The sequence below is a fragment of the Citrobacter freundii complex sp. 2024EL-00216 genome (assembly GCF_043945515.1).
Taxonomy (GTDB): domain Bacteria; phylum Pseudomonadota; class Gammaproteobacteria; order Enterobacterales; family Enterobacteriaceae; genus Citrobacter; species Citrobacter portucalensis.
On the sequence record NZ_JBIMRA010000001.1, the window covers coordinates 39,419 to 53,452 of the forward strand.

Genomic DNA, 14,034 nt, shown 5'->3' on the forward strand with positions numbered 1-14,034 from the left:
CATTCAACCAGCCGACCGCTACTCTTTCCCCAGCAACGCCTGTAAATCCTGTTTCAATGTCGACATTTTGTTCGCGTACTTCTCTTTATGCTCTGCGTCTTCAATCAGCTGCACAATAGTTTCAGAAAGCGTTTTTCCGCGCCGCTGCGCAAGACCTGCCAGACGCTGCCAGACCATAAATTCCAGATCGATGGATTTCTTCCGGGTATGCTGATGCTCAGCATTAAAGTGCCGCTTGCGCCTGGCACGTATGGTTTGTTTCATACGATTAAGCAGCGCAGGATTCATGTGTTCTTCAATCCAGCTATTGACCCGAACCGGTTCATTTTCGAGGGTTAGCAATAAATCAACGGCTTCTTTGGCAGCGCTGGCCTCGACGTAACGGGTGATTAATTCCCCCTCACGATGCTTCTTCACCAGATACTTCCATTTCCAGCCGCTTTCAAGGTTTTCAAGTTGTTGATATTTCATTGCGATCTCAATGTTACCGTGTAACTCTTATCAGAATATCAGCTTTTTCGGCATCTGAAGAAAAGAATATCCAGCCTGTGAACTGTCGCGCGTCATCACAACCGTTTCGCGGTGCTTTCCAGGTGTTTAGTGGTGAGGGTTACGGTATAATCTCGTTTTTTACAACAGACTAAAAAACATCAACTTTGACCATTACGAAACTTGCATGGCGTGATCTGGTTCCTGATACCGACAGTTATCAGGAAGTATTTGCACAGCCGCACGTCACTGACGACACCGACACCTTACTTAGTGATACTCAGCCACGTTTACAATTCGCGCTAGAGCAGCTTCTTCAGCACTGGACAACATCCTCGTTCATGTTGGTAAAAGCACCGGAAGAGCTTGAGTATCTCAACCTTATTGCAAAGGCTGCACGTCCCTTGCACACGGATGCAGGAAGCCTGACTGGCGGTCATTACGACATCTCCGGTCACACTATTCGTTATCGTACAGCTGAGAAAACGGAAGACAATTTTGCGACGTTAACGCAGGTGGTCAGCGCTGACTGGGCCGAAGCCGAACAACTGTTCGGCTGTCTACGTCAGTTCAATGGTGAAATCACGCTACAGCCAGGTCTGGTACATCAGGCCAATGGAGGTGTGCTGGTTATCTCATTGCGCACGCTGTTGGCCCAACCGCTGTTATGGATGCGCCTGAAAGCCATTGTCAGCCACGAGCGTTTTGATTGGGTGGCATTTGATGAGTCTCGCCCGCTGCCTGTCTCCGTTCCGCCTATGCCGCTTAAACTGAAAGTGATTTTGGTGGGTGAGCGTGAATCGCTGGCGGATTTCCAGGACATGGAACCAGAATTGGCTGAGCAGGCCATTTACAGCGAGTTTGAAGATAATCTGCAGATTGTGGATGCCGAAACCATGACGCAGTGGTGTCAATGGGTCACGCATACTGCCATGCGCAATAATTTGCCTTACCCCGCTCCCGATGCCTGGCAGGTTCTGATCCGTGAAGCCGTTCGCTATACCGGTGAACAGGATACATTGCCGCTTAACCCGCTGTGGATCACCCGACAGTTCAAAGAGGTGGCACCGTTATGCGAGGGCGAAACCTGCAACGCTGAGCAGTTCAGCCTGATGCTGGCTCAACGCGAATGGCGTGAGGGATTCCTGGCTGAACGCATGCAGGATGAAATTCTGCAAGAGCAAATCCTTATCGAGACAGAAGGCGAGCGTATTGGCCAGATCAACGCCTTGTCGGTGATTGAGTTTCCAGGCCACCCACGCGCATTTGGCGAGCCTTCTCGTATCAGTTGCGTCGTGCATATTGGCGACGGCGAGTTTACGGATATTGAGCGCAAAGCCGAGCTTGGCGGAAATATTCATGCCAAGGGTATGATGATTATGCAGGCGTTCCTGATGTCGGAACTCCAGCTGGAGCAACAGATCCCCTTCTCTGCCTCGCTGACCTTTGAGCAATCTTACAGTGAGGTGGACGGTGACAGCGCGTCCATGGCAGAACTGTGCGCATTGATTAGCGCCCTCGCCGACGTACCTGTTAATCAAAGTATCGCTATTACCGGTTCTGTCGATCAGTTTGGTCGGGCGCAACCTGTTGGCGGTCTGAACGAGAAAATTGAAGGTTTCTTCGCCATCTGCCAGCAGCGCGAGCTGACAGGCACACAGGGCGTCATCATTCCTTCGGCTAACGTCAGACACCTCAGCCTGCAGCCTGCACTGCTACAGGCCATAGAAGAAGAAAAATTCACTATCTGGGCGGTGGACGACGTGACTGATGCACTGCCACTGTTGTTAAATCTGGTGTGGGATGGCGAAGGCCAGACAACGCTGATGCAAACCATTCAGGAGCGTATTGCCACGGCTACGCAACAGGAAGGTCGTCACCGTTTTCCATGGCCGCTACGTTGGCTGAACTGGATTATTCCGAACTGATCGGACTTGTTCAGCGTACACGTGTTAGCTATCCTGCGTGCTTCAATAAAATAAGGCTTACAGAGAACATGGTAGATAAACGCGAATCCTATACGAAAGAAGACCTTCTTGCCTCTGGTCGCGGTGAGCTGTTTGGCGCTAAAGGGCCACAACTGCCAGCACCAAGCATGCTGATGATGGACCGTGTCATCAAGATGACCGAAACCGGCGGCAACTTTGATAAAGGTTATGTTGAAGCTGAACTGGATATCAACCCGGACCTGTGGTTCTTCGGTTGTCACTTTATCGGCGATCCGGTGATGCCGGGCTGCCTGGGTCTCGACGCCATGTGGCAACTGGTTGGATTCTATCTCGGCTGGCTGGGCGGCGAAGGTAAAGGCCGTGCGCTGGGCGTAGGCGAAGTTAAATTCACCGGCCAGGTTCTGCCGACCGCGAAGAAAGTCACTTACCGCATTCACTTCAAACGTATCGTTAACCGCCGCCTGATCATGGGCCTGGCTGATGGTGAAGTGCTGGTTGATGGTCGCCTGATCTATACCGCAAACGATCTGAAAGTGGGTCTGTTCCAGGACACTTCCGCGTTCTAATCCAGAACTGGGAAGCAGCCAGACATTAACGTTTCTCCGTTTTATCTGGTGTGCCAAAAGGCGAAACCTCCGCTCTGCGGAGGTTTCTTTTATCTAAAGAGACAGAATCAGGCCATTAAAACCCTATCCCCCATGGCTTCTCGCCAGCCTCCCAGCCAGTATGACCTCTGATTCAGCGTCTGATAGGGACACATTTCTTTTGAGCGTCCGGCAATGCCGGCCTGATATCCACGTTGATGTGCCCGTTCCAGGCGATCTCGTTTTTGTCTCTTCATGCCTCGTTTCCCTCATTTTTGGGTCTGGTGGAAAAGAAAACAGTGATTACTAAGTGTGCAATCACACTAAACGAATACCCCTAAACATCAGGCTCGTCAATGCGCAAAATTCACGCCAGTGTCATATTTGTGAGCTAGCCTCTAAATCATTTGTACAAAAATAGTCAGTCAGAACAGCTATCTTCACGGCTAAAAAAATAAAAAAAACCGCCCCGGGCAATGAACCAGGGGCGGCATAATTTACAATTATTTAAGCTTAAGGGATGCGTTTCAGCTCTTGAGCAATGGCCGTCGCTTCCTGACTCCAGGCATTGGCTAGAACCTTCACCATCTCATCGTAGCCGTCTTTCGTCTGTACAGCTTCGATGTGGAACGGGCGTTTGATCAGTTGTCCCTGATGATTCAGCAACCATTCACCGCTCACAATAACCTTACCATCGTACCGACCGTGGAAGCCGGTTACGGTCACGTTCAGCGTATCCTGAGTGCTTCCAAGCGGTTGTGAAGCGACAACCCAGCCAGGCAACTGCATACTGAGGTTCGCAACCAGTGTATTGCGCAATTGCTGATCTAATGGGCTGGCCCAGAGATTATTATTGGCTATCACATATTGCACATCGCTGGTCTGGTAAACCACCCCATTACCGGCCAGATAATCAGGTACCGCAATCTGTTCAACCCACAGCAGACGGTTTCCCTGATTGGCAGAGCTCTGCACTCCGCCTTGTGCGATAGGGAGCTGGTAATAGCTTTTATTTTCTCCGCTGGAGCTGCATGACGTCAGCCAGACCGCCATCATCACCACTAGCCACTTTTTCATTGTTTCGCCCTCTTCGGCTCTGGATCTTTTTTGTCCTTCGCTTCAAATACCAGCGCATTACTCTTATCGTTCAACGTTTTCAGTACCGGTTGCAGTTCACGCAGTACCTGATCAAGACGCTGCATATCCGCCACCATCTTGTTGTAGGCCGCGGAACCAGGCTGGAAGCCCTGCATACTACGATTCAGTTCACGTAGCGTGTTCTGCATATCCGCCGGCAGATCCTGCATCGACTGGCTGGACGTGATCTTGTTCATGTTATCCAGCGTGGTTTGCAGATGTTTCATCGTGCGTTGGCTTTCCGACAGCGTATTGGTTGCCTGCTCAATCATCGGGTTCAGCGGCAGATTGTTAATCTTATCCAACGCTTCCATCAGACGCTGTTGGATCTGCGCCAGACCACCGCTCACGGTCGGAATAATTTGATAACCATTGAATTCGCGTACACCGGTAATCGGCGGCTCTTTCGGGTAGAAGTCGAGATCGACATACAGCGCACCAGTCACCAGGTTCCCGGTTTTGAGCGATCCTCGTAATCCGCGTTTAAGCAGTTGCTCCAAATGAGCGCCAACATCGGTATCTTCTCCCAGCTGTGCCTTCAGACGTTCTGGTTCAATACGCACCAGCACCGGAATGCGGTAATCATTGTTAAATACCTGACGCATATTCGGTGAGAAGAAAGGTACTTTACTCACCGTACCCAAGCGGATGCCACGGAATTCCAGCGGTGCACCAGGCTGTAGGCCACGAATCGAATCTTTAAAGAACATCAGGTAATCAATATGATCGGTATACAGGGAATCCTGAATACTTTTTTGATCGTCATAGAGGTTAAATGAGGCCTGCTGCTCAACCGGTTGACCTTGTTCCAGTCCTTCGGGCACATCAAAACTTACACCACCGCCAAACAGCGTGGAGAGCGATCCCATTTCTACGCGCATACCTGCTGAGGTAAGATCTACGGCGATCCCGCTGTCTTTCCAGAAACGTACATTGCTGGTCACCAGACGATCGTTAGGCGCATTGATGAAAAGCTGATAGCTGATCGTACGCTTTTGCGCATCAAACGTGCTGGTTTCAACCGAGCCCACACGATAGCCGCGGAAAAGCACCGGATCGCCAGGGCTCAACTGACCGGCTTTTTTGCTGTCCAGAATCACACGGATCCCTTTTGCATCTGGCGGAGCCAGCGGCGGTGAATCCAGCAGTTGGTAATTTTCCAGCTTACTGCCTTTATTGCCAGGCTGCAGTTCAATATAAGCCCCGGACAATAACGTGCCGAGCCCACTGATACCTTCACGTCCAACCTGCGGCTTCACCACCCAAAAGACAGAATCTTTATGCAGCAGCTTTTCCATTCCGGAGTTAAGACGCGCTTTAATCTCCACATGGGTCAAATCATCAGTCAGGGTTGCGCTCTCGACGATACCGACATCCACGCTGCGACTTTTAATCGTCGTTTTGCCCCCTTCAATACCTTCGGCATTGGTGGTAATAAGCGTAACCTGTGGCCCCTGATGACTGTAGTGATAAAACAGTACCCACGCGCCAATGAGTGCAGTGACGATAGGGAATATCCACACGGGCGACCAGTTTTTTACCTTTTGCACTTTGGCTTCCCCACTTTTAGATTCCATGCTGTCAGGACTCCTCATGGCCTGGTTCTGGTTCACGGTCCCACGACAGACGCGGATCAAATGTCATCGCAGAAAACATTGTCATAATGACGACTAAAGCAAACATCAAAGCACCCATTGCAGGATAAATGTTCATTAACCCTCCCATGCGTACCAGCGCAGAGAGTACCGCAATCACAAAGACGTCGATCATTGACCAGCGACCGACAAATTCCACAACTTCATAAATCAGGTGCATACGTTCGCTGTCGCGTTTGCCGTGCCCTTTGGCATCCCAACATAGCCAGGCAATGGCGATCATTTTCAACGTCGGCACCATAATACTGGCGATAAAAATAACCGCAGCCACCGGATAAGAGCCTTCGCTCCAGATTAAAACCACCCCCTCAAGTATCGTTGATGGCAGCTTTGACCCGAGCAGATCGGTAATCATAATCGGCAAAATATTGGCAGGAAGATAAAGCATGATCGACGTGAACAGTAATGCCAACGTCCATTGCAGACTGTTTTTACGCCGCACATATCCTTTCGTCTGGCAGCGCGGACACACCCGTTCATCAGCGGGAAGAATCGCGGTGCAGCAAGAGCAGGAACGCAGTCCCTGTCGAATGCCGGGCACACCTGGTTTTAACTCCTGCTTAATCGCTGGCATTGGCGCAATATCATCCCACAGCCAGCGACGGTCAACGCACTGGAATGCGCGCAGTTGCAAAACGCAAAAGAAGCACCACGGAATAAAGCTGCTGCCCACGCCAATATCGCCGTAAGCCATAAGCTTAACGAAGCTGACCAGCACGCCAGCGAGGAAGATTTCCGCCATCCCCCAGCTTTTTAACTGGAACAGGACGCGTGCAAGACCCGCCTTAAGTCTGGCGGGCATCTGCACCCGATTCACCAGCAGCAAGATAGTCAGCAGGCAAAACGCGGGGACCAACTGCACGAATAATAAAAAGAAGGTGCCGAGACTGGCGTAGTCTTCAGAAAAGAGAACGCTGGGGATCTCCAGCAACGTCACTTCGCTGCTCACCCCTGCGACGTTCATATTCACAAAGGGGAAGAGATTTGACAGAAGCAGCATGAACAATGCTGCTAATACATAGGCGGTAGGACGCTGCCGCGGCGCGTCCCACTCAACCGTTAACGTAGTGCCACATCGTGGACATGCCGCTTTCTGACCATGCTCAAGGCGAGGTAACGCCACCAGCATGTCACACTGCGAGCACAAAATATGCTTCGCGGCATGGTGATGTTCGCACATATGTGCTCCTTTAAATTATGCGCCGTTCTTCAAAGACTCAAGATACTCCCAGCGCTCAAAGGCTTGCTCAAGTTCTTGTTCCGCTTCGTTCAGATTAGCTAATACCTGCTGTGTTTGCTCATGTGGCTGACTGAAAAAAGCGGCGTCAGCAACCTGAGCTTGTAGTCTTTCCAGTTTAGCTTCCAGTTCTTCAAGCTGAGCGGGGAGCTGCTCCAGTTCGCGCTGCAGTTTATAGCTTAGTTTGCTCGTACCACGTTTGACAATTTCTGCTTTAGGAGCAACAGCTTCCTCTGTTTTTTTCGCGACCGGTTGTTTAAACGCCACATACTGAGATTGCTGGCTGCGCGCGTCATGATAACCGCCGACATAACGACCAATTTTACCACCGCCCTCGAAGATCCAGCATTCAGTTACAGTATTATCCACAAACTGACGGTCGTGGCTTACCAGCAGTACAGTCCCCTGATAGCTATCAATTAGTTCTTCAAGCAGTTCCAGCGTTTCGACGTCAAGATCGTTCGTTGGTTCATCGAGAATCAAAAGATTGCTGGGTTTCAGAAAAAGACGCGCCAACAGCAGGCGATTTCGTTCCCCACCAGAGAGCGCTCGCACTGGCGTCATCGCGCGTTTCGGATGGAACAGGAAGTCCTGCAGATAACCCAGCACATGGCGAGGTTTACCGTTAACCATCACCTCTTGCTTACCTTCAGCCAGGTTGTCCATCACGGTTTTATCTGGATCCAGTTCGGCGCGGTGCTGATCGAAATAGGCCACTTCCAGCTTGGTGCCGACGTGAATGCGTCCACTGTCAGCCTGAAGCTGGCCTAACATCAGCTTCAGCAGCGTTGTTTTGCCGCAGCCGTTCGGTCCGATTAGCGCAATTTTGTCGCTACGTTGTACCTGTGCGGAGAAATCTTTTACCAGCTGCTTACCATCAACCTGGTAATCCACGTTCTCCATTTCGAAAACAATCTTGCCTGAACGGCTCGCCTCTTCGACCTGCATCTTCGCCGTGCCCATCACTTCGCGGCGTTCGCCACGCTCGCGACGCATGGCTTTCAGTGCGCGCACGCGGCCTTCATTACGGGTACGGCGCGCTTTGATCCCCTGACGGATCCAGACCTCTTCCTGCGCCAGCTTGCGGTCAAACTCTGCATTTTGTAACTCTTCTACGCGCAGCGCTTCTTCTTTTTCCAGCAGATACTGATCGTAATTCCCCGGGTAGGTCACCAGCTTGCCACGATCGAGGTCGACGATACGCGTCGCCATATTGCGTATAAAAGAACGGTCGTGGGAAATGAAGATGATTGTCCCATTGAAAGATTTCAGGAACCCTTCCAGCCAGTCGATGGTTTCAATATCTAGGTGGTTTGTTGGTTCATCCAGCAGCAGTACACGCGGATTGCTCACTAACGCGCGGCCCAGCGCCGCTTTACGCAGCCAACCGCCTGAAAGCGAAGAAAGTGCGGCGTTTGGATCCAGCCCCAACTGCTCCAGCACTTCATTAATACGGCTTTCGAGCTGCCACAGATTGTGATGATCGAGCATTTCCTGAACCCGCGCCATCTCATTCAGATTTCTGTCGCTCGGATCAGTCATCACCAGACGCGAAATATCGTGATAACGTTTGAGATACTCGGCCTGTTCTTCGATACCCTCGGCAACGAAATCATACACGCTGCCTTCAACATTACGCGGCGGATCCTGTTGCAGACGCGCCACAACCAGATCCTGCTCATAAATGATACGCCCGTCGTCAAGCCCCTGCTCACGGTTCAGGATCTTCATCAGCGTCGATTTACCTGCGCCGTTACGGCCAACCAGACAGACGCGTTCGTTATCCTCGATATGCAGTTCTGCATTATCAAGAAGCGGCGCATCGCTGAACGACAGCCATGCACCATGCATACTGATCAATGACATTTATTTATCCTTTCAGGCTGCGGTAATCAGCCAGCAATTGTGGATCTGACGGTTACGGGCAAAATCCTGGGAAAGCGTTTTTTGGGTAATTTCTTGTGCTTTCAATCCCAGTTCAGCCAAACCGTCGAGATCCATACGGAACCCACGTTTGTTGTTGGAGAACATGATCGTGCCGTCTTTACGCAGTAGACGTTTCAGATCTTTCATCAGCGCCAGATGATCGCGCTGCACATCAAACGAATCTTCCATACGTTTTGAGTTAGAGAACGTCGGCGGATCGATGAAAATCAGATCAAACTGTTCATTCGCATCACGCAGCCAGCCCAGGCAATCGGCCTGAATTAAACGATGAGCGCGACCGCTCAATCCGTTCAGGCGCAGGTTACGTTCCGCCCATTCCAGATAGGTACGCGACATATCGACCGTCGTGGTGCTACGCGCACCGCCCAATCCTGCATGTACGCTGGCGCTACCGGTGTAGGAAAACAGGTTGAGGAAGTCCTTACCTTTACTCATCTGCCCCAACATGCGGCGCGCAATACGGTGATCAAGGAATAAACCCGTATCAAGGTAGTCAGTCAGGTTAACCCACAGGCGCGCGTTGTACTCGCTTACCTCAATGAATTCACCCTTCTCATTCATCTTCTGATACTGATTCTTGCCTTTCTGACGCTCACGGGTTTTCAGCACCAGTTTGTTTGGCGCGATTTCCAGTACTGACAGCGTGGCGGCAATGATGTCGAACAAGCGTTGACGTGCTTTTTGCGCATCGACCGTCTTCGGCGGTGCGTATTCCTGAACCACGACCCAATCACCGTAACGATCTACTGCAACGTTGTATTCCGGCAGGTCAGCGTCATACAGGCGATAGCATTCAATGCCTTCCTGACGTGCCCATTTTTCCAGCTTCTTAATATTCTTGCGCAGGCGGTTGGCATAATCTTCCGCGACCGTGGCAGGCTTGCTGTCCGCAGTGGTCTCTGCAACGTGATAATTCTTCTGCACACAATCCAGCGGGCCGTTTTTCGCTTTGAACTGCTTGTCGGCACGTAATTGCAGGCTGCTGAGCAGATCCGGCGAGGCGCTGAACAACGACAAATTCCAGCCGCCAAACTGGTTTTTCATCGTACGGCCCAGCAGGCTGTGCAGAGCAATCAGCGCCGGTTCGCTATCCAGACGTTCGCCGTAAGGCGGGTTACTGATAACCGTCCCATACGGTCCTTTCGGCAGCGGATTGCTCAGTTTGGCGACATCTTTCACATCAAACGTCATCAGATCGGCGATACCGGCGCGGCGAGCATTACTACGCGCTTTTTCAATCACGCGCGCATCGCTATCGGATCCATAAAAATGCGAGGTATAGTCAGCCAGTCCCTTACGCGCACGCACCTGCGCTTCGGCTTTAACTTCTTGCCAGACAGCTTCGTCGTGTTGCGCCCAACCGCTGAAGCCCCAGTATCCACGGTGCAGACCCGGCGCGCGATCGGTCGCCCACATTGCCGCTTCAATCAGCAGTGTGCCGGAACCACACATCGGATCGAGTAACGGGGTTCCCGGCTGCCAGCCAGAACGCATAACAATAGCGGCGGCCAGCGTCTCTTTAATCGGTGCCTGACCCGCGCGATCGCGATAGCCACGCTGATGCAAACCGTCACCGCTCAGATCGAGCGCAATGCTGGCAGTATCTTTGTTCAACCAGACGTTGATGCGCAGATCCGGAGATTCACGATCCACATTCGGACGCGGCATATTTTTGCGGGTAAAGGCATCGACAATCGCATCCTTGACCTTCAGCGCGCCGTACTGGCTGTTACGAATGGTCTCGTTCAGTCCGCTAAAATGGACGGCAAACGTAGCACCAGGGTTAAATATCTCTGTCCAGTCGATTGCCTGAACGCCGAGGTACAGATCAAGATCGCTGTAGACCTTGCACTCTCCCATCGGCAGGATAATGCGCGAGGCCAGGCGGCTCCACATCAGGCTCTGGTAAACAAGCCGTGTGTCGCCCTTAAAATGGACCCCACCCTGAACGACCTGACACTCCAGCGCGCCGAGGTTTTCCAGTTCAGTTTTTAACAGCTCTTCCAGCCCGCGGGCCGTACTGGCAAACAGAGAATTCATAATGTCACTTTTACTCCGAGAAAATTGCTGCGCATTATAGCTAATATGGGCTGTATGTCATAAAGTTGAAGGCTTATTTTCATTCGAGGGGCTGTACAGTGGTCACGTTAACCCGACTTTTTATTCATCCGGTTAAATCAATGCGCGGCATTGGGCTTACGCATGCCCTGGCAGATATTAGCGGTCTCGCCTTTGATCGCATATTTATGATCACTGAACCTGACGGAACGTTCATAACTGCCCGCCAGTTCCCACAAATGGTCCGTTTTACGCCTTCCCCATTCCACGATGGGCTGCATCTTACAGCTCCAGATGGCAGCAGCGCGCTCGTGCGATTTGCCGATTTCGCTAGCCAGGATGCGCCGACGGAAGTATGGGGAAACCATTTTACCGCGCGTATTGCGCCAGCGGCTATCAACCAGTGGCTTAGCGGCTTTTTCTCCCGTGAAGTACAGTTACGCTGGGTCGGCCCGCAGCTGACGCGCCGTGTAAAACGCCATGTTGATGTTCCTTTATCCTTCGCTGATGGTTATCCCTATCTGCTGGCCAACGAAGCATCCCTGCGCGATCTGCAACAGCGCTGTCCGGCAAGCGTCAAAATGGAACAGTTTCGCCCCAATATAGTAGTTTCGGGAGCTGGTGCCTGGGAAGAAGATACCTGGAAAGTGATTCGTATTGGCGACGTCATTTTTGATGTAGCAAAACCCTGTAGCCGCTGTATTTTCACGACAGTTAGCCCGGAAAAAGGCCAGAAACATCCATCCGGTGAACCGCTTGCCACACTCCAAACCTTCCGCACTGCGGTAGATAACGGCGATGTCGATTTCGGTCAGAATCTTATCGCGCGTAACAGTGGCGTTATTCGCGTCGGCGATGAGGTAGAAATTTTGGCAACCGGCCCCGCCAGAGCGTACGGCGCGGCTGAATCAGACGAAACTACACCCGAACAACAACCTGATGCCACGGTGCTTATTGACTGGCAGGGACAGACCTTTCGCGGAAATAATCAACAGGTATTGCTTGAGCAATTGGAAAACCAGGGTATCCGGGTTCCCTATTCATGCCGGGCAGGCATTTGCGGATGCTGTCGAATTCGACTGGTAGAAGGCGAAGTTAGCCCGTTGAAGAAATCAGCGATGGGGGACGACGGAACGATTCTGTGCTGTAGCTGTGTTCCCAAAACAGCAATCAGGCTGGAGAGCTAAACCGCCTGCTCAAGGCTGAAACTGTCAACAACGGCCTGCGGTTTCAGTCTGTCATTCATTATTTTAATTGCATCGCCAAGCTGCATCGTACGCCCGGCGATAACCACGCCAGGTTGCGCAAGCAGGCAAAGCGCGGCGTTTTCACCCGGCTCAACCACTAACAGGTTTACCTGTTCATCGGTATCGCTTAAATCAACACAGGCTGCGTCACCCACGACCGGCGACCAGTTAATACCGTGTGCGACAAAGTGCCAGCTTTTTGGCATTTGCGGTTTGAGATAACGAATCGCCACCAGCGCATTAAGCACCAGTTCCGCTTTTTGTTCTTTGGCTAAATCCAGGTAGCGACATTTTTCTTCAAAGGAAAAATAAAGCGCGGCGTCATCAACACAAAAACCTGACGGAGAAAATGCATCAGGAGTGAGCATTTTACGAGCAAAACGCGAACGGAATAACATGCCATTGGCTAAATCGAGCATCATACGATCGTGCTCTTCATCATAATACCAGCGCCAGTTATCGTCGGGTTTAATTCGCATCAGTTTCTCTCCTTTCCTTAATCATCACCGTTACGACAGTATCCTTTTGCCGCTTCGTTTATTGCCCTAATAATAAAAGCTCAGAATGTTTAAATAAGCAACAGTAAAGGAATATAAAACAACCAGGGCTAGAAATAAAGCCCTGGTTTGTGATTAAGGTAGCATTCAGATATTGCTGACGATTTCTTTTATCAACGGCGGACCTTTAAAAATAAAGCCCGAATAAATCTGTACGAGGGTTGCACCAGCAGCTATTTTCTCACGTGCAGCAATCACCGAGTCGATACCACCAACACCAATAATCGGCAGCTGACCTTTTAATTCCTGAGACAACTGGCGAATAATTTCTGTACTTTTTAATTGCAACGGTCGACCGCTCAGACCACCCATTTGATCGCAATTTTTCATTCCCTGAACAAGAGAACGATCGAGGGTGGTGTTAGTCGCAATTACGCCATCAATATTATGACGAACTAAACTATCGGCGACCTGGATCAGTTCTTCCACAGAAAGATCCGGCGCGATCTTTACCGTCACCGGAACATATTTATGGTGGATCGCTTGCAGATCGTTTTGCTTATTTTTAATTGCCGTCAGGAGATCGTCCAGCGCCTCGCCGTATTGCAGCGTACGTAATCCCGGCGTATTAGGCGAAGAGATATTAATCGCGATATAACCAGCATAAGCATAGACTTTTTCCATACAAATCAGATAGTCATCTTTGCCGTTCTCTACTGGGGTATCTTTGTTCTTACCAATATTAATACCCAGAATACCGTCGAAATGCGATTTTTTAACGTTCTCAACCAGGTTATCAACCCCGTGGTTATTAAACCCCATGCGGTTGATCAAACCTTCTGCATCGACCAGACGGAACAGACGCGGTTTATCGTTACCCGGCTGAGGGCGTGGCGTCACGGTACCAATCTCAATGGAACCAAATCCCATCGCGCCGAGTGCGTCAATGCACTCCCCGTCTTTATCCAGTCCGGCAGCAAGCCCGAGTGGATTTTTAAACGTCAGCCCCATACAGGTAACCGGTTTTGCGGGTACTTTCTGGCGGACAAGCGCTTCGAGCGGCGTGCCGGTAATGCGACGTAATTGCTGGAATGTCAATTCATGGGCGCGCTCTGGATCGAGCTGAAAAAGGGCTTTACGAACGAAGGGGTAGTACATGAACTCTCCTGGATTCCCGGTGTGCAAACCGGGGGCGTATTATGTGCGATCGCGAGCAAAAAGGGAATTGACCTGC

General features: G+C 51.1%; 12 protein-coding genes. 3 read left to right on the forward strand and 9 right to left on the reverse strand.

All coding sequences use genetic code 11. From position 1 onward, the window contains the following. Positions 1-18 precede the first annotated feature (18 nt). Positions 19-471: a macrodomain Ter protein MatP gene (gene matP, locus ACHHZ7_RS00240; protein ID WP_032942905.1), complete on the reverse strand. Its 453-nt coding sequence runs from the start codon at positions 469-471 to the stop codon at positions 19-21. Positions 472-656: 185 nt separating this feature from the next. Between matP and ACHHZ7_RS00245 the strand changes: the two genes are divergently transcribed. Then, positions 657-2,417 carry a Lon protease family protein gene (locus tag ACHHZ7_RS00245; RefSeq protein WP_032942904.1) on the forward strand — a complete coding sequence of 587 codons (1,761 nt, stop codon included), beginning with the start codon at positions 657-659 and terminating at the stop codon, positions 2,415-2,417. Positions 2,418-2,485: 68 nt separating this feature from the next. Further along, a complete protein-coding gene (fabA, locus tag ACHHZ7_RS00250; RefSeq protein WP_003035875.1) occupies positions 2,486-3,004 on the forward strand; it encodes a bifunctional 3-hydroxydecanoyl-ACP dehydratase/trans-2-decenoyl-ACP isomerase in 519 nt (172 codons plus the stop codon). Between the two features lie 107 nt (positions 3,005-3,111). On the opposite strand, the gene rmf is transcribed toward fabA, so the two are convergent. The 6 genes from rmf to rlmKL all read right to left on the reverse strand — a co-directional run bounded on the left by rmf (position 3,112) and on the right by rlmKL (position 11,038). Continuing rightward, positions 3,112-3,279 carry a ribosome modulation factor gene (rmf, locus tag ACHHZ7_RS00255; protein WP_003035871.1) on the reverse strand — a complete coding sequence of 56 codons (168 nt, stop codon included), beginning with the start codon at positions 3,277-3,279 and terminating at the stop codon, positions 3,112-3,114. Positions 3,280-3,535: 256 nt separating this feature from the next. Further along, positions 3,536-4,099, reverse strand: coding sequence for a membrane integrity-associated transporter subunit PqiC (gene pqiC, locus ACHHZ7_RS00260; protein ID WP_003035868.1), 564 nt, complete (start codon positions 4,097-4,099; stop codon positions 3,536-3,538). After that, complete coding sequence (pqiB, locus tag ACHHZ7_RS00265; RefSeq protein WP_020996511.1) at positions 4,096-5,736, reverse strand: intermembrane transport protein PqiB; 1,641 nt, start codon at positions 5,734-5,736, stop codon at positions 4,096-4,098. The genes pqiC and pqiB overlap by 4 nt, the downstream gene beginning before the upstream one ends. 4 nt (positions 5,737-5,740) lie before the next feature. Further along, on the reverse strand, positions 5,741-6,994 hold the full coding sequence (pqiA, locus tag ACHHZ7_RS00270; protein WP_060682458.1) for a membrane integrity-associated transporter subunit PqiA: 1,254 nt from the start codon (positions 6,992-6,994) through the stop codon (positions 5,741-5,743). A 15-nt stretch (positions 6,995-7,009) separates the two neighbouring features. Continuing rightward, a complete protein-coding gene (locus tag ACHHZ7_RS00275) occupies positions 7,010-8,917 on the reverse strand; it encodes an ABC transporter ATP-binding protein (protein WP_008784281.1) in 1,908 nt (635 codons plus the stop codon). Positions 8,918-8,929: 12 nt separating this feature from the next. Beyond that, positions 8,930-11,038 (reverse strand): bifunctional 23S rRNA (guanine(2069)-N(7))-methyltransferase RlmK/23S rRNA (guanine(2445)-N(2))-methyltransferase RlmL, encoded by a 2,109-nt coding sequence (gene rlmKL, locus ACHHZ7_RS00280; protein WP_003831977.1) that lies wholly within the window; start codon positions 11,036-11,038, stop codon positions 8,930-8,932. 98 nt (positions 11,039-11,136) lie between these two features. Between rlmKL and ACHHZ7_RS00285 the strand changes: the two genes are divergently transcribed. Further along, a complete protein-coding gene (locus tag ACHHZ7_RS00285; RefSeq protein WP_060682459.1) occupies positions 11,137-12,243 on the forward strand; it encodes a YcbX family protein in 1,107 nt (368 codons plus the stop codon). Here ACHHZ7_RS00285 and zapC read toward each other — a convergent pair. Further along, positions 12,240-12,782, reverse strand: coding sequence for a cell division protein ZapC (gene zapC / locus ACHHZ7_RS00290; protein ID WP_003035852.1), 543 nt, complete (start codon positions 12,780-12,782; stop codon positions 12,240-12,242). The two genes, ACHHZ7_RS00285 and zapC, sit on opposite strands and share 4 nt — an antisense overlap. A 165-nt stretch (positions 12,783-12,947) precedes the next feature. Continuing rightward, the gene (gene pyrD / locus ACHHZ7_RS00295) at positions 12,948-13,958 is read right to left on the reverse strand and encodes a quinone-dependent dihydroorotate dehydrogenase (RefSeq protein WP_060682460.1); all 1,011 of its coding nucleotides are present in this window, start codon (positions 13,956-13,958) and stop codon (positions 12,948-12,950) included. Positions 13,959-14,034 lie beyond the last annotated feature (76 nt).